Raw genomic sequence first — 22,884 nt, 5'->3', positions numbered from 1 at the left:
GCCGCGGTTGATCGCGGGCACTGTTGCGAATAATGTGCAACAAGGTCGTCGGACGGGTTCCGTCGTCCGCGCCGCACCCCCCGAGCCAGGAGCTGTGATGCACGTCCCCGACGGGTTCCTCGACGCGCCGACCTCGGTCGGCACCGCCGTCGTCGCCGGAGGGGTCGTCGCCGCGGCGTTGGGGCGGGCGGCGCGCCGCGAGCTCGACGACCGCACGGCGCCGATGGCCGGCCTCGTCGCCGTCTTCGTGTTCGCGAGCCAGATGCTGAACTTCCCCGTGGGGGCCGGGACGTCCGGCCACGTCATCGGCGCTGCCCTCGCCGCCGTCCTCGTCGGCCCGGCGACCGCGACGCTCTGCCTCACGGTCGTCGTCACCGTCCAGGCGGTGCTCTTCGCCGACGGCGGGGTCAGCGCCCTCGGGACCAACGTCCTCCTCATGGCCGTCGTCGCCGTGTGGGCGGGTCACGGGACGTTCCGCCTGGCCCTCGCGCTCCTCCCGCGCGACGTCCGCTGGGTCCCGGCCGCGGCGTTCGCCGGGGCGTTCGTCAGCGTCCCCGCGGCGGCCCTCGCCTTCGTCGGCCTCTACGCCGTGGGCGGGGCGGCCCCCATCGCGCTCGACACGCTCGTGGTCGCGATGGGCGGCTGGCACCTCCTCATCGGGCTCGGTGAGGGGATCGTCACCCTCCTCGCCGTGTCGAGCATCGTCGCGGCCCGACCCGACCTCGTCCACGGGGCGCGCAGGCTCCTGCCCACCCTCGAGCTGCGGGTCCCGGAGGTCGCCCGATGACCGGCGTCCGCCCCGGCCGCACGCGCGCCGGCACGCGAGCGGTCGTCACCGCCGGGATGGCGGTCAGCCTCCTCCTCGCCGCGGTCGTCTCCTCCTACGCGTCCGGGCACCCGGACGGCCTGGAGTTCGTGTCCGCGCAGCTGGGCTTCCTCGACACCGCCCGCGACTCGGTGACGTCCGGGTCACCCCTCGCCGACTACGCCGTCAGCGGGATCGACGGGTCCCGGCTCTCCGGGGGGCTCGCCGGCGTCGTCGGGGTCGTCACCACCGCGGCGGTGATGCTCGGGCTCGTCGCGGTCCTCCGGCGGCTCGGCCGCCGCCGCCAGACCGAGCGCGACTGAGGTGGGCAGCGGTCCGGGGACCCACCTGCACGTCGACGGCGACACCGTCCTGCACCGACTGCCCCCGCACGCCAAGCTCGTCGGGCTCGTCGCCTTCGTCCTGCTCGTCGTGTCGGTGCCCCGCGACGCCCACGCGGCGCTCGCGGCGCTGCTCCTCGTCGCGGCGGGCGTCCTCGCGAGCACCGGCGTCGCCGTCCGCCTCCTCCTGCCACGGCTCGCGGTCGAGGTGCCCTTCGCCGTCTTCGCCGCCGTCCTGCCCTTCGTCGCGGTCGGCCCCCGCGTCGACCTCGGCCCGTTCCGCGTCTCCCAGCCCGGGCTCGACGCGGCGGTGGCCCTCCTCCTCACCGGCACGTGCGGCGTCGTCGCGGCCGTCGCCTTCGCGGTCACGACCCGGCCCCGCGACCTCGTGCGCGCCCTCCAGCACCTCCGCGTCCCCGACCCGCTCGTCCTCATCGTGTCGTTCATGGTCCGCTACGTCGACGTCGTCGCCGACCAGATGCGCCGGATGAAGGTCGCCCGCGAGTCGCGCGGTTTCAGCGCCCGCTCGCTGCGGTCGTGGCCTCCGCTCGCGGCCGGCACGGGAGCCCTGTTCATCCGCAGCTACGAGCGCGGCGAGCGCGTGCACCTGGCGATGGTGAGCCGCGGCTGGAACGGACGGCTCCCGGTGACCGACGAGCTCACGGCGACGCGGGCGCAGTGGGTGCTCGCCCTCCTGCCGGCGCTCCTCGCCGCCGTCGTGTCGGTGGGGGTGCGCGCGGCATGAGCGTCCCGGTCCTCGACCTGCGCCAGGTCGCCTACGCCTACCCCGGCGGCCACCAGGCCCTGTTCGGCGTCGACCTCCACGTGCACCCGGGGGAGCGGGTCGCCCTCCTCGGACCCAACGGCGCCGGGAAGACCACCCTCGTCCTGCACCTCAACGGGGTGCTGACGCCCGGCCACGGGTCGGTCACCGTCTCCGGGCTCCCCGTGACGGCCGGGAACCTGCTCGAGGTGCGGCGGCGCGTCGGCCTGGTCTTCCAGGACCCCGACGACCAGCTCTTCATGCCCACCGTGCGCGACGACGTCGCGTTCGGACCGGCCAACCTCGGGATCCGTGGGGCCGAGCTCGACGCCCGCGTCCACGCGGCACTCGATGCCGTGGGGGTGGCCGACCTCGCCGACCGCGCGCCGCACCACCTGTCCTTCGGGCAGCGCAGGCGCGTCGCCATCGCCACCGTCCTCGCGATGTCGCCGGAGATCCTCGTCCTCGACGAGCCGTCGTCGAACCTCGACCCGGCCTCCCGCCGCGAGCTCGCCGACATCCTCCGGGAGCTGCCGGTGACCCTGCTCATGGTGACCCACGACCTGCCGTACGCCCTCGAGCTGTGCGAACGCGCCGTCGTGCTGTCCGAGGGGACCGTCGTCGCCGACGGGGGGACCCGCGACGTCCTCGGCGACTCCGACCTCATGGCGCGACACCGCCTCGAGCTGCCCGTGGGGTTCTCGATCTAGGGTGTCGTCCATGGCAGCAACCGTCTTCGACCCGCCGGAGCGCTTCGTCGCCGGCACCGTCGGACCGCCCGGGGGTCGCACGTTCTTCCTGCAGGCGAGCGGGTCGGGCCGCCTCGTGTCCGTGTCGCTGGAGAAGGTGCAGGTCAGCGTTCTCGCGGACCGGGTCAACGACCTCCTCGACGCCCACGCCGCGGGCACGGCGACCGAACCGCTGGGGGCCGGCGACACCGAGCCGCTCACGACTCCGATCGAGGACGAGTTCCGCGTCGACACCCTCGCCCTCGCGTGGGACACCGAGCGCGGTGCGGTCGTCATCGAGTGCCACGACCAGGACCCGGAGGAGGTCGAGGAGGACGCGGTGCAGACCCTCCGCGTCGTCCTCACCCCGCAGGCGGCACGGGCCTTCGCCCGACGCTGCGGGGCCGTGATCGCCGCGGGACGCCCCGCCTGCCCGTTCTGCGGCCAGCCGCTCGACCCCACCGGCCACATCTGCCCTCGTGCCAACGGGTACCGACGCTGAGCTCGAGCGGGTCCTGGCCACGGGTGAGCTGACCCCGGTCGGGCGGCTCGCCGACTCCTCCAACGGCGCGCTGCTGTGCTGCGTCGAGGACGGCGCCGACGGCGTGCTCGTCATCCACAAGCCGGAGGTCAGCGAGCGGCGGCTGTGGGACTACCCCGACGGGACCCTCGTCGCCCGCGAGCGCGCGGCGTACCTCGTCAGCTCCGCGGGCGGCTTCGACGTCGTGCCGCCCACGGTCCTGCGCGACGGACCGCACGGGCGCGGGTCGGTGCAGCTGTGGGTCGGACCGGTCGAGGGTGAGCCCGAGCCGCTCGTCGACGTCACCGCCGTCTCCGACGTGCCGGAGGGCTGGGTCGTCGTCCTGTCCGGCGAGACGCCCGACGGGATGCCGGTCGTCGTCTCCCACGCGCCGCACCCCGCGCTGCGGACGGTCGCCGTCCTCGACGCCGTCCTCAACAACTCCGACCGCAAGGGCGGCCACCTTCTTCGCGACGGCGACCGGGTGCGCGGGTGCGACCACGGGGTGAGCCTGTCGGTCGAGCCGAAGCTGCGGACGGTGCTGTGGGGATGGGCGGGCGAACCGGTGCCGGAGGAGGACCTCGCACGGGTCGAGCGGCTGCGCCGGTCGCTGGGCGACGGCCTCGACGACGACCTCCACGAGCTGCTGACGGTGCCCGAGGTCGAGGCGCTGCACGCGCGCGTCGAGGCCCTGCTGCGCACCCGTCGGCATCCGCTGCCGACCCCCGGCTGGCCCGCCATCCCGTGGCCGGCGCTGTGAGGCGGACCGGTCGCGGGGCCGCAGCACCCCGCCCGTAGGCTTGCCCGGTGAAGTCGTGGCCCGCACCCTTCGTCCCCGCCGTGCCCGGCCACGGTGACCCCCTCCGCCTGTTCGACACCCAGAGCGGCTCGGTGCGCCCCGTCGACGCCGGCCCGACGGCACGGGTCTACGTCTGCGGCATCACCCCCTACGACGCCACGCACCTCGGGCACGCCGCCACGTACGTGACCTTCGACCTCGTCGTCCGGGCGCTGCGCGACGCCGGCCACGCGGTCGCCTACGTGCAGAACGTCACCGACGTCGACGACCCCCTCCTCGAGCGCGCGGCCCGCGACGGGCGCGACTGGCGCGAGCTCGCCACCACCGAGATCGACCTGTTCCGCGAGGACATGACCGCCCTCGCCGTGCTCCCGCCCGACCACTACGTCGGTGTCGTCGAGGCGATGCCGGAGATCATCGCGGCCGTGCGGGGCCTGCTCGAGCGCGGTGCCGCGTACCGGCTGCCGGTCCCCGCCGCAGAGGGGTCCGGCGAGGACGTCTACCTCGACCTCGCGGCCACACCCGACTTCGGCTCCGTCTCGGGCTGGACGCGCGAGCAGATGGACGCCGTGTTCGCCGACCGCGGGGGGGACCCCGACCGCGAGGGCAAGCGCGACCGGTTCGACCCGCTGCTGTGGCGGGCGTCCCGCGCCGGCGAGCCCTGCTGGGACGACGCGGTCCTCGGGGCCGGACGCCCCGGCTGGCACGTCGAGTGCACCGCGATCGCCCTCGACCGGCTCGGGGGCGGCATCGACGTGCAGGGCGGGGGCAGCGACCTGGTCTTCCCACACCACGAGATGTCGGCCGTGCAGGCGAACGCCCTCACCGGCGACCACGTCTTCGCGCGCCACTACGTGCACCAGGCGATGGTCGGCTACCACGGCGAGAAGATGAGCAAGAGCAAGGGCAACCTCGTCCTCGTCTCGACGCTGCGCGCCGACGGCGTCGACCCCATGGCGATCCGGCTCGTCCTCCTCGCGCACTCCTACCGGAACGACTGGGAGTACACCGACGACCTCCTCACGGCCGCCGAGGCGCGCCTGGCCCGGTGGCGCGAGGCCCTCTCCGTGAATGCGGCGGCCGCCGCCGACACGACGGTCGCCGAGGTGCGCGCGGCGCTCGCCGCCGACCTCGACACCCCGCGCGCGATCGCTGCGGTCGACGCGTGGGCCGAGCGCACGCTCGCCGGAGAGTGGACCGACCCCGGCGCCCCCGGTCTGGTGGCGAGGACGCTCGACGCCCTCCTCGGCGTGCGCCTGTAGGGCCCTACTGCTCGTCGCTGCCGCGGCGGCGAAGGTACTTCTCGAACTCCTTGGCGATGGCATCGCCGCTCGCCTCGGGGAGGTCGGCGGTGTCCTGCGCCTCCTCGAGCGACTCGACGTACTCGGCGACCTCGCTGTCGGACGCCGCGAGCTCGTCGATGCCGATCTGCCACGCGTGCGCGTCCTCGTCGAGCTCGCCGTGCTCGATCGGCGCGTCCAGCAGCTCCTCGATCCGGCTGACGAGGGCGACGGTGGCCTTGGGCGACGGGCTGTGGCCGGCGTAGTGCGGCACGGCCGCCCAGCAGGACACCGAGGGCACGCCGACCTGGGTCGCGGCATCGGCCAGCACGCCGACGATGCCGGTGGGCCCCTCGTAGGTGCTCATCTCGAGGTCGTGGCGGTGCCGCGTGTCCTCGTTGTCGGAGGTCGCCGTGACCGGGATGGGGCGGCTGTGGGCGACGTCGGCCATGAGGGCGCCGAGGGTGATGACCATCGTGACGTCGGCCGCCTGCGCCAGCTCCATGAGCTCGATGGCGAACGCGCGCCAGCGGAAGGAGGGCTCGACGCCCTGAACGAGGACGACGTCACGGCCCAGTGGGGTGTTCGTGGCGACCAGCACCCGGGTGGTGCGCCAGCTGATCCGTCGGCGCCCGTTCTCGATGACGACGCGGGGCCGGTTGACCTGGAAGTCGTAGTAGTCCTCCGGGTCCAGGGCCGCGACGACCTCGGCGTCGAAGACCTCCGCGAGGTGCTCGATGACGGCGCTCGCGGCCTCGCCGGCGTCGTTCCAGCCCTCGAACGCGGCGATCATCACCGCGTCGTGCAGCTCCGGCAGGTCCTCGAGCTCGATCAAGGTCAGGCTCCTCTCGTCGAGCACCACAGTACGGCTCCCTAGACTCCCGTCCCGTGAGCCTCCCCGCAGCGGTCCTCTGGGACATGGACGGAACCCTCGTCGACACCGAGCCCTACTGGATCGAGGCGGAGCACGCCATCGTCGAGGAACACGGCGGTACGTGGTCCGACGAGTACGCCCACCAGCTCGTCGGCAACGACCTCATGGTGTCGGCGGTCTTCATCAAGGAGCACGGGAACGTGCCCTGGGAGCCCGAGCGGATCATCGACGAGCTCCTCGTGCGGGTCGTCGGCCAGGTGCGCGAGCACGTGCCGTGGCGGCCCGGGGCCCGCGAGCTGCTCGGCGCCCTCGCCGAGGCCGGGGTCCCGAACGCCCTCGTGACGATGTCGTGGCGCAGCCTCGCCGACGCGGTCGTGTCCGCCCTGCCCGAGGGCTCGTTCGCGGCCGTCGTCACCGGGGACGAGGTCGAGCACGGCAAGCCCCACCCCGAGCCCTACTGGGCGGCGGCCCGCCTCCTCGGTGTCGAGGCGGGCGACTGTGTCGCCATCGAGGACTCACCGACCGGCGTGCGCTCGGCCGTGGCCGCCGGGGTGCCCACCATCGCGGTGCCGCACGTCGTCGCCGTCCCGGAGATCGCCGGTGCCGTGCACCTGGCCTCGCTGGCCGGGGTCACGCCCGAGTCGCTCACGGCGGCGGCGCGCTCGGCGCGGGCGGGCTGACCGCCCTCACTCGTCGTCCGGCTGCGCCTCACCGCTGTTCGCCGGGTCGAGCGCGAGGTCGGCCGCGCCCTCGGGGAGCGGGGGAGGGGTGCCGCCCCACGCGGGGCAGAGGTCGCGGAAGTCGCACCAGTCGCACAGCCGTGAGGTGCGCGGGCGCCAGTCACCGGTCTGCGCCGCCCGGACCACGGCCTCCCAGATGGCGCGGACGTTGCGCTCGATGCCCCGCAGGTCGTGCTCGTCCGGGGTGTAGCGCACGACCTCGCCGTTGCCGAGGTAGACGAGCTGGAGCTGCTTCGGCACCTGCCCGTGCAGCCGCCAGAGGACGAGGGCGTAGAACTTCATCTGGAACAGCGCCTTGGCCTCGAACAGCTCGCTGGGGGAGCGTCCCGTCTTGTAGTCGACGACCCGCATCGCCCCGTCGGGCGCGACGTCGAGCCGGTCGACGTAGCCGCGCAGGGTGAGCCCGTCGATCTCGGTCTCGACGTAGAGCTCGCGGGCGGCCGGCTCGAGACGGGTGGGGTCCTCGAGGTCGAACCACTGCTCGACGAGCGTCTGCGCCGCGGCGAACCAGGCCTCCTCCGTGAGCTGCTCGTCGTCGTCGATCATCGAGCCGAGCTCGGGCCGCTCGTCGACGAGCGCGCGCCAGCGCGGCTCGAGCAGGGCGAGGGCGGCGGTGGGCGTGCGCTCGGCCGCCGGGAGGTCGAAGAGGTGCTCGAGGACGGCGTGGACCAGGGTGCCGCGGGCCGCGGCCGGCGACGGGGGACCCTCGAGCTTGTCGATGGTGCGGAACCGGAACAGCAGGGGGCACTGCTTGAAGTCCGCGGCCCGGCTGGGCGACAACGCTGGGGTCATGGCGGCAAGGCTAGGACGTCGGGCCGACATCGCCGCGGCGCCATCCCGAACCCCGGAGGGCGTCAGTCCTCGGGGTGGTAGCCGAGGTTGGGGCCCAGCCAGCGCTCGGCCGTGCGCAGGTCCCAGCCCTTGCGCTCGGCGTAGGACTCGACCTGGTCGCGCCCGAGCCGCCCGACGACGAAGTACTGGCTCTCGGGGTGCGCGAAGTACCAGCCCGACACCGAGGCCCCCGGCCACATGGCCATCGACTCGGTGAGCCTGACGCCGGTGCGCTCCTCGCCGCCGAGGAGCGCCATGAGCGTCTCCTTCTCGGTGTGGTCGGGGCAGGCCGGGTAGCCGGGGGCGGGGCGGATGCCGTCGTACTGCTCACGGATGAGCGCGGCGCTGTCGAGCCTCTCGTCGGGGGCGTAGCCCCACAGCTCCTTGCGGACCTTCTCGTGCAGCCGCTCGGCGAACGCCTCGGCCAGGCGGTCGGCGAGGGCCTCGAGGAGGATCGCCGAGTAGTCGTCGTGGTCGGCCTTGAACGCGGCGAGCCGCTCCTCGATGCCGATGCCCGCGGTCACCGAGAACGCCCCGACGTGGTCGGCGAGCCCGGTCTCCTTGGGCGCGACGAAGTCCGAGAGGCACTTGTTCGCGACGCCGTCGCGGTGCTGGCCCTGCTGGCGCAGCCCGTGGAGGGTCGTGAGGACGGTCGTGCGGTCCTCGTCGGCGTAGACCTCGATGTCGTCGCCCACCGAGGCGGCGGGGAAGAACCCGGCGACACCCCGGGCCGTCAGCCACTTCTCGCGCTCGATGAGGTCGAGCATCCGGTTCGCGTCGTCGAGGAGCTTGCGGGCCTCGTCGGCGGTCGCCGGGTTGTTGAGGATGTCCGGGTAGCGGCCCTTCATCTCCCACGCGAGGAAGAACGGCGTCCAGTCGATGTAGCGGCGCAGGTCGCCGACCGGCTGGTCCTCCCAGACGCGGGTGAACTGCGTGGCCGCGCGGTGCCAGTGGTCGTCGCGCCGCCCCGACCAGCGGTCACCGGACTGCTGGGCGAGCAGGTGGGGCCGCATCGGCCGGTAGGACGCCCAGTCGATGGCCGGCCGGTTCGCCACCGCAGCCTCGTACGACGCCAGTGGCCGCTCACCGGTCTTCGCGGCGTGCCGCACCCGGATCGACTCGTAGTCCTTCGCCACGCCCTCGAGGAAGGGTTCGCGCTGGGTCTGCGAGAGCAGCTGGCTGACGACGGGCACCGAGCGCGAGGCGTCCTTGACCCACACGACCGGCCCGTCGTACTGCTGGTCGACCTTGACGGCGGTGTGCGCCCGCGAGGTGGTGGCCCCGCCGAGGAGCAGCGGGATCTCGAAGCCCTGGCGCTTCATCTCCCCGGCGACCCGCACCATCTCGTCGAGGCTGGGCGTGATGAGCCCGGACAGCCCGATGATGTCGGCGTCCTGCTCGCGCGCGGTGTCGAGGATCTTCTGCGCCGGCACCATGACTCCTAGGTCGAGGACGTCGTAGCCGTTGCACTGGAGCACGACCCCGACGATGTTCTTGCCGATGTCGTGGACGTCGCCCTTGACCGTCGCGGTCACGACGAGGCCCTTGCTCCGCTTGCGCGCGGTCTCGTCCTTCTCGGCCTCGATGAACGGGATCAGGTGGGCGACGGCCTTCTTCATCACCCGCGCCGACTTGACCACCTGGGGGAGGAACATCTTGCCGTCGCCGAAGAGGTCGCCGACGACGTTCATCCCGTCCATGAGCGGGCCCTCGATGACCTCGAGCGGGCGTCCGCCGGCCTCGTCGATCTCGAGCCGCAGCTCCTCGGTGTCGTCGACCACGTGGTCGTCGATGCCCTTGACGAGGGCGTGCGTGATCCGCTCGCGCACCGGGAGGCTGCGCCACTCCGCGGCGGCGGGGTCCTCCTCGCCGGGCGTCGTCCGGTAGTCGTCGGCGATGGCGAGCAGCCGTTCCGTGGCGTCCTCGCGGCGGTTGAGGACGACGTCCTCGATGGCGTCGCGCAGCCGCTCGTCGACGGTGTCGTACGGCTGCAGCGCACCGGCGTTGACGATGCCCATGTCCATGCCGGCCTTGATGGCGTGGAAGAGGAACACCGCGTGGATCGCCTCGCGCACCGCGTTGTTGCCGCGGAAGGAGAACGAGACGTTGGAGACGCCGCCGGAGACGAGCGCGTGGGGGAGGTTGCCCTTGATCCAGCGGGCCGCCTCGATGAAGTCGGTGCCGTAGGCCGCGTGCTCCTCGATGCCCGTGGCCACCGCGAAGACGTTGGGGTCGAAGATGACGTCCTCGGGCGGGAAGCCGACCTCGTCGACGAGGATCCGGTAGGCCCGCTCGCAGATCGCCTGCCGCCGGGCGAGGTTGTCGGCCTGGCCGTCCTCGTCGAAGGCCATGACGACGACGGCCGCACCGTACTTGCGGGCCAGCCGCGCGTGCTCGCGGAAGGGCTCCTCGCCCTCCTTCATCGAGATCGAGTTGATGATCGGCTTGCCCTGGGTGACCTTGAGCCCGGCCTCGATCACCTCCCACTTCGAGGAGTCGACCATGAGCGGCACGCGGCAGATGTCGGGCTCGGAGGCGACGAGGCGCAGGAAGCGGTCCATCGCGGCGACGCCGTCGATCATGCCCTCGTCCATGTTGACGTCGATGACCTGCGCCCCGGCTTCCACCTGCTGGCGCGCGACCCCGAGCGCGGTGCCGTAGTCGTCCTCCTGGATGAGGCGGCGGAAGCGGGCCGAGCCGGTGATGTTCGTCCGCTCGCCGACGTTGACGAACAGGCTGTCCTCGTCGATGACGACCGGCTCGAGACCGCTGAGCCGCAGCGCCACAGGCACCTCGGCGGGCCGGCGCGGGGTCCCGGTGGCGGCGGCCTGGGCGATGGCGGCGATGTGGTCCGGCGTCGTGCCGCAGCACCCGCCGACGACGTTGACCAGGCCGGACGTCGCGAACTCGCCGACGACCCGCGCCATCGCCTCCGGTGTCTCGTCGTACTCGCCGAACGCGTTGGGCAGGCCCGCGTTCGGGTGCGCCGAGACGAAGCAGTCGGCGAGGCGGGACAGCTCGGCGACGTAGGGCCGCAGCTCGCCGGCGCCGAGGGCGCAGTTCAGGCCGATCGACAGCGGCCGCGCGTGGCGCACCGAGTACCAGAACGCCTCGGTGACCTGCCCCGAGAGGGTGCGGCCCGACGCGTCGGTGATCGTGCCGCTGATCATGACCGGCCAGCGTCGGTCGTGCTCCTCGAAGAGGGTCTCGAGGGCGAAGATCGCGGCCTTGGCGTTGAGCGTGTCGAAGATCGTCTCGACGAGGAGGACGTCGGCGCCGCCGTCGACGAGGCCGCGGGCCTGCTCGAGGTAGGCCTCGACGAGCTGGTCGAAGGTGACGTTGCGGGCGCCGGGGTCGTTGACGTCGGGGGAGATCGAGGCCGTGCGGTTCGTCGGGCCGATGGCGCCGAGCACCCAGCGGGGGCGGTCCGGGGTCCGCTCGGTCATCGCGTCGGCCTCGGCCCGGGCGAGGGCGGCCGCGGCGTGGTTCATCTCGTAGGCGAGGTCCTCCATCGCGTAGTCGGCGAGGGAGATGCGCTGTGCGTTGAAGGTGTTGGTCTCGACGAGGTCGGCCCCGGCCTCGAGGTACGCGCGGTGGATCGAGGCGATGATCTCGGGCTGGGTCAGCGAGAGCAGGTCGTTGTTGCCCTGCAGGTCGCTGGGGTGGTCGGCGAAGCGCTCCCCGCGGTAGTCGGCCTCCGAGAGGCCGTGGGCCTGGATCATCGTCCCCATGGCCCCGTCGAGGACGAGGACCCGCTCGCGCAGGGCGGCGGTGAGGTCGGCGGTGGCGTCGGGGCGGTGCTGCGAGGTCACGGAGGAGTCGCTTCGGGTCGGCAGCGGGGGACGGTGAGAAAGTATGCCGCCTCGCTCCCGTAGGGTCCGTGCCATGTCCGACGAGAACCCCCCGGCCGGGGCCCTGCGGGTCGCTCGGGTCGCCGGGGTGCCGGTCTACCTCGACCGCACGTGGCTGCTCCTCGCGCTGTTCATCGCCTGGACCGGGTGGAGTGCCGGCGAGGGGCTCGGCACGGGCGTGGCGATCGCGTACGCGGCCTGGCTCGTCGTCGGCATCCTGCTCGCCGTGCTCGGCCACGAGGTCGCGCACGCCCTCACCGCGCGCCTGCTCGGGTACCGCGTGCACCGCATCGTCGCCACCCTGTGGGGTGGGCACACCTCCTTCGACGGCACGGGCAGCACCCCCGGCCGGTCGGCCGCCGTCGCGGTCGCGGGACCGCTCGCGAACCTCCTCCTCGCCGCGCTCGGGTGGGTCGCGTACGTCGGTCTCCCGTGGCCGGCGTCGGAGTTCGCGTGGTCCTTCCTCTTCCTCAACCTCCTGCTCGCCGCCTTCAACCTGCTGCCCGGGCTGCCGCTCGACGGCGGCCAGCTCGTCGACTCCCTCGTCTGGGTCGTGACCGGCCGCCGCGACCGGGGCCTCCTCGTCGCCGGGTGGACCGGCCGGGTGCTGGCGCTCGGTGTCCTCGGCTGGTTCGGCATCAGGCCGTTCGCCACGGGCGCCGAGCCCGACGTCGTCTCGGTCGTCCTCTCGGTCGTCATGGCGTGGATCCTGTGGTCCGGCGCCTCGGCGGCCATCGCCCGCGCGCCCTACGAGCGGCTCGTCACCGTCGTGCGCCTCGACGACGTCCTCGAGGAGGCCGTGGTCGTCCCCGCGCACACGAGCGTCGGCGAGCTGCCGCCGACCCGGGGCCGCGTCCTCGCCACCGACGAGCAGGGCCGGCCCACCCTGCTCCTGCCCCTCCCCGGACCCGGCGCTCCCGAGCTGTCGAGCCTGCCGCCGGCCACCCGCCTGTCCTCCCTCGTCCAGCGGCTGCCCGACGGCTGCGTCGTCGAGGTCGGCGAGGGCAGCGGCACGGCCGAGGTGGTGCGCGCGCTGGCCGTCACCCGGCAGCCCCTCGTCGCCGTCACCCGCCACGGGACCCTGCTGGGCGTCGTCACGGCCGAGCGCTTCAACGCCGCCGCGGAGGCGGCCCTGCGCCGCACCTAGACTCCTGCGTCATGACCTCCGCCGACGGCGTCCCCGCCGCCACCGGCTCCGCCCTCCGGCGGGGCCCCTTCACCGCGGGCGAGCGCGTCCAGCTCACCGACCCCAAGGGCCGGATGCACACGATCGCGCTCGCCCCCGGCAAGCAGTTCCACACGCACCGCGGCTACCTCGCCCACGACGACCTCATCGGCCGCCCCGACGGCTCCACCGTGACGAACACGGCGGGCGTCGAGTACCTCGCCCTGCGTCCCCTGCTGTCGGACTACGTCATGTCGATGCCCCGCGGCGCCGCCGTCGTCTACCCCAAGGACGCCGGCCAGATCGTCACCATGGCCGACATCTTCCCGGGCGCGCACGTCATCGAGGCCGGCGTCGGGTCCGGCGCCCTCTCGATGTCCCTGCTGCGCGCGGTGGGGGAGACGGGCACGGTCCACTCCTTCGAGCGCCGCGAGGACTTCGCCGACATCGCCCGGGCCAACGCCCGTGACTACTTCGGCACCGACCACCCGTCGTGGACGGTCACCGTCGGCGACCTCGTCGAGGCGCTGCCGGCCGCGGTGCCCGCGGGAACCGTCGACCGCGTCGTCCTCGACATGCTCGCCCCCTGGGAGTGCCTCGACGTCGTCGCCGAGGCCCTGGCGCCCGGCGGCGTCCTCATCTGCTACGTCGCCACCGCGACCCAGCTGTCGAAGGTCGCCGAGGCGATGCGCGACCACAACACCTTCACCGAGCCCCAGGCATGGGAGTCGCTCGTGCGCGGCTGGCACCTCGAGGGCCTCGCCGTCCGACCCCAGCACCGGATGCACGGACACACCGGCTTCCTCATCACCACCCGGCGCCTCGCGCCCGGCGTCACCCCGCCGCTGCGCAAGCGCCGCCCCGGTCGCGGGTACGTCACGGGGGAGGACGCGACCGACGCCGACTGGACCTCGGAGGCGGTCGGGGAGCGGGTGCCGTCGGAGAAGCGGGTCCGCAAGGTCCGCCGTTCGGTGGCCGACACCGGCCGACCGGTCACTGATACCTCCACGCAGGCCTGACCGCGGAGAGTTATCGTCGAGCATGAGCACCGACGACCAGTCCCGGAGCACCAGCCCGGGTGACCGCGAGCGTCTGGAGGCCGAGCGCGAGTCGCTCGAGGCCGAGATCGCCGCGCTGCGCTCGCGCGGGCAGGCCACCCCGGCCCAGCTGCGGGCCATGGAGCGCGACCTCGCCCAGCTGCGCTCGCAGTCAGCGACGCTCTCCGCGCAGAACGAGCGGCTCGTCCGCACGCTGCGCGACGCCCGCGAGCAGATCGTCACGCTCAAGTCCGAGGTCGACCGCCTCGCCCAGCCGCCGGCCGCGTACGGCATCGTCATCGAGACCTTCGAGGACGGCACCGCCGACGTCCTCACGAGCGGGCGCAAGATGCACGTCGCCGTCAGCCCCTCCCTCGAGGAGGGCGACCTCGTCCCCGGCCGCGAGGTCATGCTCAACGAGGCGATGAACGTCGTCGCGGCCCACGGCTACGAGACCGTCGGCGAGGTCGTCCTGTGCAAGGAGGTCCTCGACGACGGCCGCGTCCTCGTCGTGGCCCAGGCCGACGAGGAGCGCGTCTGCCGCGTCGCCGCCTCGCTGCGCGACGAGACGATCCGCGCCGGCGACGCCCTGCTGCTGGAGTCGCGCTCCGGGTTCGTCTTCGAGCGGATCCCCAAGGCCGAGGTCGCCGACCTCGTCCTCGAGGAGGTCCCGGACATCGACTACTCCGACATCGGCGGCCTCACCGGCCAGATCGAGGCCATCCGCGACGCCGTCGAGCTGCCGTACCTCCACGCCGACCTCTACGTCGAGCACCAGCTCAAGCCGCCCAAGGGCGTGCTGCTCTACGGCCCTCCCGGCTGCGGCAAGACGATGATCGCCAAGGCGGTCGCGGCCTCGCTCGCCCGCAAGGTCGCCGAGAAGGAGGGCCGCGAGCCCGGGAAGTCCTACTTCCTCAACATCAAGGGCCCCGAGCTGCTCAACAAGTACGTCGGCGAGACCGAGCGGCACATCCGGCTGATCTTCCAGCGGGCCCGCGAGAAGTCGAACGAGGGCTACCCCGTCGTCGTGTTCTTCGACGAGATGGAGTCGCTGTTCCGCACCCGCGGCTCCGGGGTGTCGAGCGACGTCGAGACGACGATCGTCCCGCAGCTGCTCGCCGAGATCGACGGCGTCGAGGGGCTCGAGAACGTCATCGTCATCGGCGCCTCGAACCGCGAGGACATGATCGACCCGGCCATCCTGCGCCCCGGTCGCCTCGACGTGAAGATCAAGATCGAGCGCCCCGACGCCGAGGCCGCCCGCGACATCTTCGCCAAGTACCTCATCTCCGGGCTGCCGCTGCACCCCGACGACGTCGAGCAGAACGGCGGGTCCGAGGAGACCACCCTCCAGGCGATGATCGACGCCACCGTGCTGCGGATGTACTCCGAGGAGGAGGAGAACCGCTTCCTCGAGGTCACCTACGCCGGCGGCGACAAGGAGATCCTCTACTTCAAGGACTTCAACTCGGGCGCGATGATCCAGAACATCGTCGACCGCGCGAAGAAGATGGCGATCAAGGACCTCCTCGACACCGGCCAGCGCGGCCTGCGCGTCGAGCACCTGCTCCAGTCGTGCACCGACGAGTTCCGCGAGAACGAGGACCTGCCGAACACGACGAACCCCGACGACTGGGCCCGCATCTCCGGGAAGAAGGGCGAGCGGATCGTCTACATCCGCACGCTCATCAAGACCAAGGAGGGCACCGAGCCGGGCAAGTCGATCAACACCGTCGCCAACACCGGCCAGTACCTCTGAGCCCAGGGCGCCCGACGGCACGCCCGACGGCGTTCGGTGTCATGCGGTCGGGCACGGTCCGGAACCCTCTGCCGCTGGGGCACGAGCGTCCACCCCGAGGACGGCGTGGGGCTGCCGCCACCACCGCGGGAGGTGGCTCAGGCCGGCAGGAGGTGCGCCACGAGGCGCCAGCCGAGGAGGAGGGCCGCGAGCACGAGCGTGGCCACCACGACGAAGGAGGGCGCGGTGCCCTGCGCGGCCACACGGCGCAGCGCCATCCCGACGACGACGGTGGCCGCCACGACGACCGCGCCGAACGCCAGGGATCGTGGCCCCGCCTCGAGTGTCACCGACGCGAGCAGCCACCCCGCGGCGGTCCCGACGACGAAGGGCCCGGCCGTGCGCAGCACGCCGGCGACGTCCACACCGTCGGCGTGCGAGCGACGCCCGAGCGCGGCGAACGCCACGACGAGAAGGACGTCGAGCAGACCGGGGAGGACCCGGCTCACGAGCGCACCCGGTCGAACAGCGAGTGCTGCCGCGGCGGTGCGTGCATGGGGTCGACCCCGTCGAAGAGCGAGGACACCGACTCACCGGCGTGGATGCGCTTGATCGCCTCGGCGAAGAGCCCGGCCACCGACCGCACCCGCAGCTCGGGCCACCCCGACGGCGCGGGCACGGTGTCGGTGGTCACGACCTCGCGGATCATCGGGTGGGCCTGCAGGCGCTCGACGGCCCGGCCGGCGAACAGCCCGTGCGTGCACGCCACGGAGGCCTCGGTGACGCCCCGGTCGGCGAGGCGGTCGAGGAGCTCGACGATGCTGCCGCCGGTCGCGATCTCGTCGTCGAGGACGATCGCCCGCTTGCCGGACACGTCGCCGACGATGGAGTCGATGACGACGCGGTCGTCGCTCAGCCGCTTCTTCGACCCCGCGGCCACCGGGAGCCCGAGCAGGCGCGAGAACTGGGTCGCGTCCTTGGCGTTGCCGAGGTCGGGGGAGACCACGACGGTGTCCTCGAGGTCCTGCTCGCGGAAGTGGTCCGCGAGCACCCCGAGGGCGGTGAGGTGGTCGACGGGCACCGAGAAGAAGCCGTGGACCTGGGGCGCGTGGAGGTTCATCGTGATGACGCGGTCGGCGCCGGCGGTCGCGATGAGGTCGGCGACGAGACGCCCCCCGAGCGAGATGCGGGAGGCGTCCTTCTTGTCCGAGCGCGCGTAGGCGAAGTGCGGGATGACGGCCGTCACCATGGCGGCCGACGCGCCGCGCGCCGCGTCGATCATCAGCAGCAGCTCCATGAGCGAGTCCTGCGTCGGCGGGACGAGCGGCTGGACGAGGTAGACGTCGCGCTGGCGGCAGTTGGCGAGCAGCTGCGCCTGCAGGCAGTCGTTGCTGAACCGGGTCACCAGGGTCTCGGAGAGCGGCACCTCGAGCTCGTCGCAGATCGCGTGCGCGAGGCGCTGGTGGGCCGACCCGCTGAAGACGACGACCTCGCGCATGCGGCCAGCCTAACGGCCGGCCAGGGCGCCGCCGCCGCCGCGGGGACCGGCGGAAAGTATCGTCGAGCCATGACGGTGCGCCGCGTGATGGGGATCGAGACCGAGTACGGGATCGTCGTGCCCGGCGACCCCGGTGCCAACCCGATGGTCGCGTCCGGCGACGTCGTCACCGCGTACGCGGCCTCACGCGGCATCCGCCCCGCCCGGGCCAGCTGGGACTACGCCGACGAGGCACCCCTGCGCGACGCCCGCGGCTTCGACATGGGCCGCGGGGTCGCGCACCCGAGCCAGCTCACCGACGTCGAGGACCCCACCCTCGCCAACGTCGTCCTCACGAACGGGGCGCGGCTCTACGTCGACCACGCCCACCCCGAGTACAGCTCGCCCGAGGTCACCAACCCCCGCGACGCCGTCACCTGGGACCGCGCCGGCGAGCTCGTGATGCGCGAGGCCGTCGCCCGGCTCGCGACCGTGCCGCCCGGCGTCAACCTCTACAAGAACAACGCCGACGGCAAGGGGGTCTCCTACGGCACCCACGAGAACTACCTCATGGCGCGCTCGACCCCGTTCTCCAGCATCGTCAGGCACCTCACCCCGTTCCTCGTCGTCCGGCAGGTCATGTGCGGCTCGGGGCGCGTCGGCATCGGGGTCGACTCGCGGACCCCCGGCTACCAGCTGGCACAGCGCAGCGACTTCTTCGAGGTCGAGGTCGGGCTCGAGACCACCCTCAAGCGACCCATCGTCAACACGCGGGACGAGCCGCACGCCGTCGCCGACCGGTACCGGCGCCTCCACGTCATCCTCGGCGACGCCAACCACTGCGACGTCGCGAACCTGCTGAAGATGGGGGCCACCAGCCTCGTCCTCGGGATGATCGAGGCCGACGCCCTGCGTGACGACCTCTCCGTGCGCCGGCCCGTCGCGACCCTCCACGACGTCTCCCACGACATCAGCCTCCAGACCAAGGTCGAGCTCGTCGACGGGCGGCGGATGACGGCGCTCGAGCTGCTCACCGAGTACTTCGACCGCGCGAGCGCCTGGGCCCACCAGGTCTCCGGCGGCGAGCCCGACGTCGACACGGTCGAGGTCCTGCACTGGTGGGGGACCGTCACCGACAAGCTGGCCCGCGACCCGATGGAGGCACGGCGCGAGGTCGACTGGGTCGCCAAGCTCGCCGTCCTCGAGGGCTACCGCGAGCGCGACGGCCTCGGCTGGGGCGACCCGCGGCTCAAGGCGGTCGACCTCCAGTGGTCCGACGTGCGGGCCGACCGCGGCCTCGCCCACCGCCTGGCCGCCACCGGCCGGGTCGAGGTGCTCGTCGACGAGGCCACCGTCGAGCACGCGGTCGACCACCCGCCCACGGACACGCGGGCCTGGTTCCGCGGCGAGTGCCTGCGCCGGTTCGCCGACGACGTCGTCGCGGCCTCCTGGGACTCGGTGATCTTCGACGTGGCCGGGCAGCGGACCCTCCAGCGGGTGCCGATGCTCGAGCCGCTCAAGGGCACCGAGGCGGGCATCGGCGACCTCGTGCGGTCCGCTCCCGACGCCGCCTCGCTCCTTCGAGCCCTCGCTGCCACGGGTGACAGCGACTCCGACTAGGCTCGGAGGCAGTCGAACCCGAGGAGGGGTCAGCATGGCCGGTCAGGAGCAGGTGAGGCCGCAGCGCCGCGACGACGGCGGGCCCGACGACGCCCCCGAGCCCGCGGCCGCCGCGCCCCAGGTGCAGGCGAGCGAGATCGACGACATCCTCGACGAGATCGACGGCGTCCTCGAGTCCAACGCCGAGGAGTTCGTCCGTGGGTTCGTCCAGAAGGGCGGCCAGTGACGGCCGACGGCGCGCGCCTCCCGGGCGCCTATCTCGTGCCGGGGTCGTCCTCGTTCACCGAGTTCCTCTCGGCCCAGGCCCCGGCGCTGCTGCCCTCGCACCGGGCACTCCCCGCCGGCGGCGTCCTCGAGGCCCCGCACGGCACGACGATCGTCGCCCTCACGTGGGACGGCGGGGTCGTCATGGCCGGCGACCGACGCGCGACGATGGGCAACCTCATCGCCAACCGCGACATGGAGAAGGTGTTCGCCACCGACGAGTACAGCCTCGTCGGCATCGCGGGCACGGCCGGCCTCGCCATCGAGCTCGTGCGGCTGTTCCAGGTCGAGCTCGAGCACTACGAGAAGATCGAGGGCACGCTCATGTCCCTCGAGGGCAAGGCCAACCGCCTGGCCTCGATGATCCGGGGCAACCTCGGCATGGCGATGCAGGGCCTGTCGGTCGTGCCGATGTTCGCCGGCTACGACGTCGAGGACGGGCGCGGGCGGATCTTCTCCTACGACGTCACCGGCGGCTGCTACGAGGAGCACGACCACCACAGCGTCGGGTCCGGGTCCCTCTTCGCCCGCGGCGCGCTCAAGAAGCTCTACCGGCGCGGCGGCACCCTCGACGACGCCGTGCGCACCGCCGTCGAGGCCCTCTACGACGCCGCCGACGACGACTCCGCCACGGGCGGTCCCGACCTCGGACGCCGCATCTGGCCCACGGTCGGGATCGTCGACGACAACGGCGCCCGGTTCGTCGAGGACGCCGAGGTCGCCCCCGTCGTCGAGGCCATCGTCGCGTCGCGCGCCGGCAACCCGGGAGGTGCCCGATGAGTGCCGGCATGCCGTTCTACGTCTCGCCCGAGCAGCTGATGAAGGACCGGGCCGACTTCGCGCGCAAGGGGATCGCCCGTGGCCGGTCGGTCGTCGTCCTCGCCTACGACAACGGGATCGCCTTCGTCGCCGAGAACCCCAGCCGGGCGCTGCACAAGGTCTCCGAGATCTACGACCGCATCGCCTTCGCGGCGGTCGGCAAGTACAACGAGTTCGAGAACCTCCGGGTGGCCGGCGTGCGCTACGCCGACCTGCGCGGCTACTCCTACGACCGGTCCGACGTCACCGCCCGGGGGCTGGCCAACGCCTACGCGCAGACGCTCGGCACGGTGTTCACCCAGGAGTCCAAGCCGTACGAGGTCGAGATCGTCGTCGCCGAGGTCGGCTCCAGCCCCGCGACCGACCAGGTGTACCGGCTCACGTACGACGGCTCGGTGGCCGACGAGCACGGCTTCGTCGCGATGGGCGGGGGAGCCGAGCAGATCGAGGCCGGGCTCACCGAACGCTGGCGCGAGGGGATGCACCTCTCCGACGCCCTGGGCCTGGCCGTCGAGCTGCTCGGCACCGACCCGGGCGGCGGTCCGGCGCGCGAGCTGACCGCCGAGCAGCTCGAGGTCGCCGTCCTCGACCGCAACCGGCCGCGACGCACCTTCCGGCGGATCACCGGCTCGCTCCTCGAGCGCCTGCTGTCCGCCGAGGACCCCACGAGCGACGCCCCGCCCGTCGACGAGACCGGCACCTCGGCCCGTGACGCGACGTCGAACCCGCAGACCCAGCGGCCCGAGCAGGACGGCACCCAGGCGTGAGGACCCCCGGCGGGCGGCGCATCTTCGGGATCGAGAACGAGTACGGCATCACCTGCTCCACGGGTGGCCAGCGCACGCTGACCCCCGACGAGGTCGCCCGCTACCTGTTCCGCAAGGTCGTCGCCTGGGGCCGGTCGAGCAACGTCTTCCTCACCAACGGCTCGCGCCTCTACCTCGACGTCGGGAGCCACCCCGAGTACGCGACCGCCGAGTGCGACTCGGTCCGCCAGGTCGTCGCGCACGACCGCGCGGGGGAGCGGATCATCGAGGGCCTCGTCGTCGACGCCCAGCAGCGGCTGCGCGAGGACGGCGTCGCCGGCGACATCTACGTCTTCAAGAACAACACCGACTCCGCCGGCAACTCGTACGGCTGCCACGAGAACTACCTCGTGACCCGCGCCGGGGAGTTCCAGGCGATCTCCGACACCCTGCTGCCCTTCCTCATCAGCCGCCAGATCACCTGCGGCGCGGGCAAGCTCGTCGCGACGTCGAAGGGCGCCACGTACGCGGTCAGCCAGCGCGCCGACCACATCTGGGAGGGCGTGTCGTCCGCGACCACCCGCAGCCGGCCGATCATCAACACCCGCGACGAGCCGCACGCCGACGCCGAGCACTACCGCCGCCTCCACGTCATCGTCGGGGACTCCAACATGAGCGAGGCGACGACGATGCTCAAGGTCGGCTCGTGCGACCTCGTGCTGCGGATGATCGAGGCGGGGATCGTCATGCGCGACCTCACCCTCGAGAACCCGATCCGCGCCATCCGCGAGATCTCCCACGACACGACGGGGCGGCGCACGGTGCGCCTCGCCAACGGCCGCCAGCTGAGCGCGCTCGACCTCCAGCGCGAGTACCACGCGAAGGCCGTCGACTTCGTCGAGCGCGACGGTGCCTCCGACGCGCTGCACGGCCGGGTCCTCGACCTCTGGGACCGCACGCTGACCGCGGTGGAGACCGGCGACCTCGGGCTCGTCGGCACCGAGATCGACTGGATCATCAAGTACCGCCTGCTCGACGACTACGCGAGCCGGCACGGGCTCGACCTCGACCACCCACGGCTGGCCCAGATCGACCTCGCCTACCACGACATCGACCGCAGCCGGGGGCTGTTCTACCTGCTCCAGCGTCGAGGACGGGTCGCGCGCGTCGTCTCCGACCCCGAGGTGTTCGAGGCCAAGGTTCGCCCGCCGGCCACGACCCGCGCCAAGCTGCGCGGCGACTTCATCCGCGCCGCGCAGGAGCACCGCCGCGACTTCACCGTCGACTGGGTGCACCTCAAGCTCAACGACCAGGCCCAGCGCACCGTCCTGTGCAAGGACCCGTTCCTCGCCTCGGACCCCCGCGTCGACCGGCTCATCGAGGGCATGGGCGCGTAGCCGGCGCCCCGGACGTCCAGCCCACGCACAGGCGGCGATTCAGGTTCTCCCGGGGTCCGCGGTTATCGTGGATGGCTGTCGTCCGCCGACCCGCCGCCGTCTCCGACCGAAGGTTCACCGTGCCCCGTCGCCTCACCACCGCCCTGTCCGCCTCCGTCCTCGCCGGCGCCCTCGTCCTGAGCGGCTGCGGCGAGGAGACCGCGAGCACCGGTTCGGCGGCCCTGAGCGCCGTCCAGGTGCAGGGCACCGACCCGAAGAAGGCCCCGACCGTGACGGTCGACAGCCCCCTGAAGGTGACCCGCACGGAGTCGAAGGTCGTCTCCGAGGGCGACGGTGCCGCGGTGGCGAAGGACGACCTCGTCTCGATCCACGCGATGATCGTCAACGGCCGCGACGGCAAGGTCCTCGACAACACCTGGGAGAGCGAGGCCGTCAGCCTCGACCTCGGTGACCAGCGCCTCTTCGCCTCCTTCCGCAGCCAGCTGCCCGGCAAGAAGGTCGGCAGCCGCGTCCTCATCACCTCGACCCCGAAGGACGCGTTCGGCGACCAGGGCAACGAGCAGCTCGGCATCAAGAAGGACGACCCGGTCGTCTTCGTCGTCGAGCTCGTGTCGGCCTCGAAGATCCTCGACCAGGCCGAGGGCACGGCCGTCCCGCCGAAGTCCGGGCTGCCCACGGTGACGATGAACGAGGGCAAGCCCGCGACGATCACCGTGCCCGAGGGCGCCAAGGCCCCGACGAAGACCGTCGTGCAGCCGCTCATCGAGGGCAAGGGCGCGGCGGTCGAGGCGGGCCAGACGGTCCGCGTCGCCTACACGGGCGCGCTGTGGCGCAACGGCGAGGTCTTCGACTCCAGCGCCAGCCGCCCCGAGCAGCCGTTCTTCGAGTTCCCCCTCGGGCAGGGCCAGGTCATCAAGGGGTGGGACAACGGGCTCAAGGGCCAGGAGGTCGGCAGCCGCGTCCTCCTCGTCATCCCGCCGGCCGACGGCTACGGCGCCGCCGGCTCGGGCGAGAAGATCAAGGGCACCGACACCCTCGTCTTCGTCGTCGACATCCTCGCCGCGTACTGACCCCCACCGGACCGAGCAC

At 72.8% G+C, this 22,884-nt stretch carries 22 protein-coding genes; 17 read left to right on the top strand and 5 right to left on the bottom strand.

Features of this window, described 5'->3' with window-relative positions:
- Positions 1–97: 97 nt before the first annotated feature.
- From ACK8HX_RS12775 to mshC, 7 genes are read left to right on the top strand one after another with little or no spacing between them, the layout of a single operon-like run.
- Positions 98–787 (top strand): energy-coupling factor ABC transporter permease, encoded by a 690-nt coding sequence (locus tag ACK8HX_RS12775; protein WP_411941089.1) that lies wholly within the window; start codon positions 98–100, stop codon positions 785–787.
- Positions 784–1,128, top strand: coding sequence for a PDGLE domain-containing protein (locus tag ACK8HX_RS12770; RefSeq protein ID WP_411941088.1), 345 nt, complete (start codon positions 784–786; stop codon positions 1,126–1,128). The genes ACK8HX_RS12775 and ACK8HX_RS12770 overlap by 4 nt, the downstream gene beginning before the upstream one ends.
- A gap of 1 nt (position 1,129) precedes the next feature.
- The gene (gene cbiQ / locus ACK8HX_RS12765; protein ID WP_411941087.1) at positions 1,130–1,891 is read left to right on the top strand and encodes a cobalt ECF transporter T component CbiQ; all 762 of its coding nucleotides are present in this window, start codon (positions 1,130–1,132) and stop codon (positions 1,889–1,891) included.
- On the top strand, positions 1,888–2,619 hold the full coding sequence (locus ACK8HX_RS12760; protein WP_411941086.1) for an energy-coupling factor ABC transporter ATP-binding protein: 732 nt from the start codon (positions 1,888–1,890) through the stop codon (positions 2,617–2,619). The genes cbiQ and ACK8HX_RS12760 overlap by 4 nt, the downstream gene beginning before the upstream one ends.
- Positions 2,620–2,629: 10 nt before the next feature.
- A complete protein-coding gene (locus tag ACK8HX_RS12755) occupies positions 2,630–3,139 on the top strand; it encodes a DUF3090 domain-containing protein (protein WP_411941085.1) in 510 nt (169 codons plus the stop codon).
- Positions 3,117–3,917 carry an SCO1664 family protein gene (locus ACK8HX_RS12750; RefSeq protein WP_411941084.1) on the top strand — a complete coding sequence of 267 codons (801 nt, stop codon included), beginning with the start codon at positions 3,117–3,119 and terminating at the stop codon, positions 3,915–3,917. Before ACK8HX_RS12755 ends, ACK8HX_RS12750 begins: the two co-directional genes overlap by 23 nt.
- Before the next feature lie 47 nt (positions 3,918–3,964).
- Positions 3,965–5,218, top strand: coding sequence for a cysteine--1-D-myo-inosityl 2-amino-2-deoxy-alpha-D-glucopyranoside ligase (gene mshC, locus ACK8HX_RS12745; protein ID WP_411941083.1), 1,254 nt, complete (start codon positions 3,965–3,967; stop codon positions 5,216–5,218).
- A 4-nt stretch (positions 5,219–5,222) separates the two neighbouring features.
- Here mshC and ACK8HX_RS12740 read toward each other — a convergent pair whose 3' ends face one another.
- Positions 5,223–6,071, bottom strand: coding sequence for a PAC2 family protein (locus ACK8HX_RS12740; RefSeq protein ID WP_411941082.1), 849 nt, complete (start codon positions 6,069–6,071; stop codon positions 5,223–5,225).
- Positions 6,072–6,124: 53 nt separating this feature from the next.
- On the opposite strand from ACK8HX_RS12740, the gene ACK8HX_RS12735 reads away from it, so the two are divergent.
- Positions 6,125–6,790: an HAD family hydrolase gene (locus tag ACK8HX_RS12735; protein ID WP_411941081.1), complete on the top strand. Its 666-nt coding sequence runs from the start codon at positions 6,125–6,127 to the stop codon at positions 6,788–6,790.
- 6 nt (positions 6,791–6,796) lie between these two features.
- Here ACK8HX_RS12735 and ACK8HX_RS12730 read toward each other — a convergent pair whose 3' ends face one another.
- Complete coding sequence (locus tag ACK8HX_RS12730; RefSeq protein ID WP_411941080.1) at positions 6,797–7,642, bottom strand: RecB family exonuclease; 846 nt, start codon at positions 7,640–7,642, stop codon at positions 6,797–6,799.
- Positions 7,643–7,704: 62 nt separating this feature from the next.
- On the bottom strand, positions 7,705–11,493 hold the full coding sequence (gene metH, locus ACK8HX_RS12725; RefSeq protein ID WP_411941079.1) for a methionine synthase: 3,789 nt from the start codon (positions 11,491–11,493) through the stop codon (positions 7,705–7,707).
- Positions 11,494–11,566: 73 nt separating this feature from the next.
- Between metH and ACK8HX_RS12720 the strand changes: the two genes are divergently transcribed.
- The 3 genes from ACK8HX_RS12720 to arc all read left to right on the top strand — a co-directional run bounded on the left by ACK8HX_RS12720 (position 11,567) and on the right by arc (position 15,493).
- Positions 11,567–12,679 carry a site-2 protease family protein gene (locus ACK8HX_RS12720; protein ID WP_411941078.1) on the top strand — a complete coding sequence of 371 codons (1,113 nt, stop codon included), beginning with the start codon at positions 11,567–11,569 and terminating at the stop codon, positions 12,677–12,679.
- An 11-nt stretch (positions 12,680–12,690) separates the two neighbouring features.
- Positions 12,691–13,716 (top strand): tRNA (adenine-N1)-methyltransferase, encoded by a 1,026-nt coding sequence (locus tag ACK8HX_RS12715; protein ID WP_411941077.1) that lies wholly within the window; start codon positions 12,691–12,693, stop codon positions 13,714–13,716.
- A 157-nt stretch (positions 13,717–13,873) separates the two neighbouring features.
- Positions 13,874–15,493 (top strand): proteasome ATPase, encoded by a 1,620-nt coding sequence (arc, locus tag ACK8HX_RS12710; protein ID WP_411941254.1) that lies wholly within the window; start codon positions 13,874–13,876, stop codon positions 15,491–15,493.
- A 137-nt stretch (positions 15,494–15,630) separates the two neighbouring features.
- On the opposite strand, the gene ACK8HX_RS12705 is transcribed toward arc, so the two are convergent.
- Both ACK8HX_RS12705 and ACK8HX_RS12700 read right to left on the bottom strand, forming a co-directional pair.
- On the bottom strand, positions 15,631–15,981 hold the full coding sequence (locus ACK8HX_RS12705; RefSeq protein ID WP_411941076.1) for a DUF3054 domain-containing protein: 351 nt from the start codon (positions 15,979–15,981) through the stop codon (positions 15,631–15,633).
- Complete coding sequence (locus ACK8HX_RS12700) at positions 15,978–16,970, bottom strand: ribose-phosphate diphosphokinase (protein ID WP_411941075.1); 993 nt, start codon at positions 16,968–16,970, stop codon at positions 15,978–15,980. Before ACK8HX_RS12700 ends, ACK8HX_RS12705 begins: the two co-directional genes overlap by 4 nt.
- Positions 16,971–17,039: 69 nt before the next feature.
- Here ACK8HX_RS12700 and dop point away from each other — a divergent pair, with 69 nt between their 5' ends.
- The 6 genes from dop (at position 17,040) to ACK8HX_RS12670 (ending at position 22,865) form a co-directional block, all read left to right on the top strand.
- Positions 17,040–18,569 (top strand): depupylase/deamidase Dop, encoded by a 1,530-nt coding sequence (gene dop, locus ACK8HX_RS12695; RefSeq protein ID WP_411941074.1) that lies wholly within the window; start codon positions 17,040–17,042, stop codon positions 18,567–18,569.
- A gap of 34 nt (positions 18,570–18,603) precedes the next feature.
- Positions 18,604–18,795, top strand: a complete 192-nt coding sequence (locus tag ACK8HX_RS12690; RefSeq protein ID WP_411941073.1) for a ubiquitin-like protein Pup — start codon at positions 18,604–18,606, stop codon at positions 18,793–18,795.
- Positions 18,792–19,613, top strand: a complete 822-nt coding sequence (gene prcB / locus ACK8HX_RS12685) for a proteasome subunit beta (RefSeq protein ID WP_411941072.1) — start codon at positions 18,792–18,794, stop codon at positions 19,611–19,613. Before ACK8HX_RS12690 ends, prcB begins: the two co-directional genes overlap by 4 nt.
- Positions 19,610–20,419 carry a proteasome subunit alpha gene (gene prcA / locus ACK8HX_RS12680; protein ID WP_411941071.1) on the top strand — a complete coding sequence of 270 codons (810 nt, stop codon included), beginning with the start codon at positions 19,610–19,612 and terminating at the stop codon, positions 20,417–20,419. Before prcB ends, prcA begins: the two co-directional genes overlap by 4 nt.
- Positions 20,416–21,795 carry a Pup--protein ligase gene (gene pafA / locus ACK8HX_RS12675; RefSeq protein ID WP_411941070.1) on the top strand — a complete coding sequence of 460 codons (1,380 nt, stop codon included), beginning with the start codon at positions 20,416–20,418 and terminating at the stop codon, positions 21,793–21,795. The genes prcA and pafA overlap by 4 nt, the downstream gene beginning before the upstream one ends.
- A gap of 119 nt (positions 21,796–21,914) precedes the next feature.
- Positions 21,915–22,865, top strand: coding sequence for an FKBP-type peptidyl-prolyl cis-trans isomerase (locus tag ACK8HX_RS12670; RefSeq protein ID WP_411941069.1), 951 nt, complete (start codon positions 21,915–21,917; stop codon positions 22,863–22,865).
- Positions 22,866–22,884 lie beyond the last annotated feature (19 nt).

The sequence above is a fragment of the Oryzobacter faecalis genome (assembly GCF_046764005.1).
In the GTDB taxonomy this organism is placed as follows: domain Bacteria; phylum Actinomycetota; class Actinomycetes; order Actinomycetales; family Dermatophilaceae; genus Oryzobacter; species Oryzobacter faecalis.
Note: the sequence above shows the minus strand (reverse complement) of the source record. Positions and strands in the feature narration are given on the sequence as shown.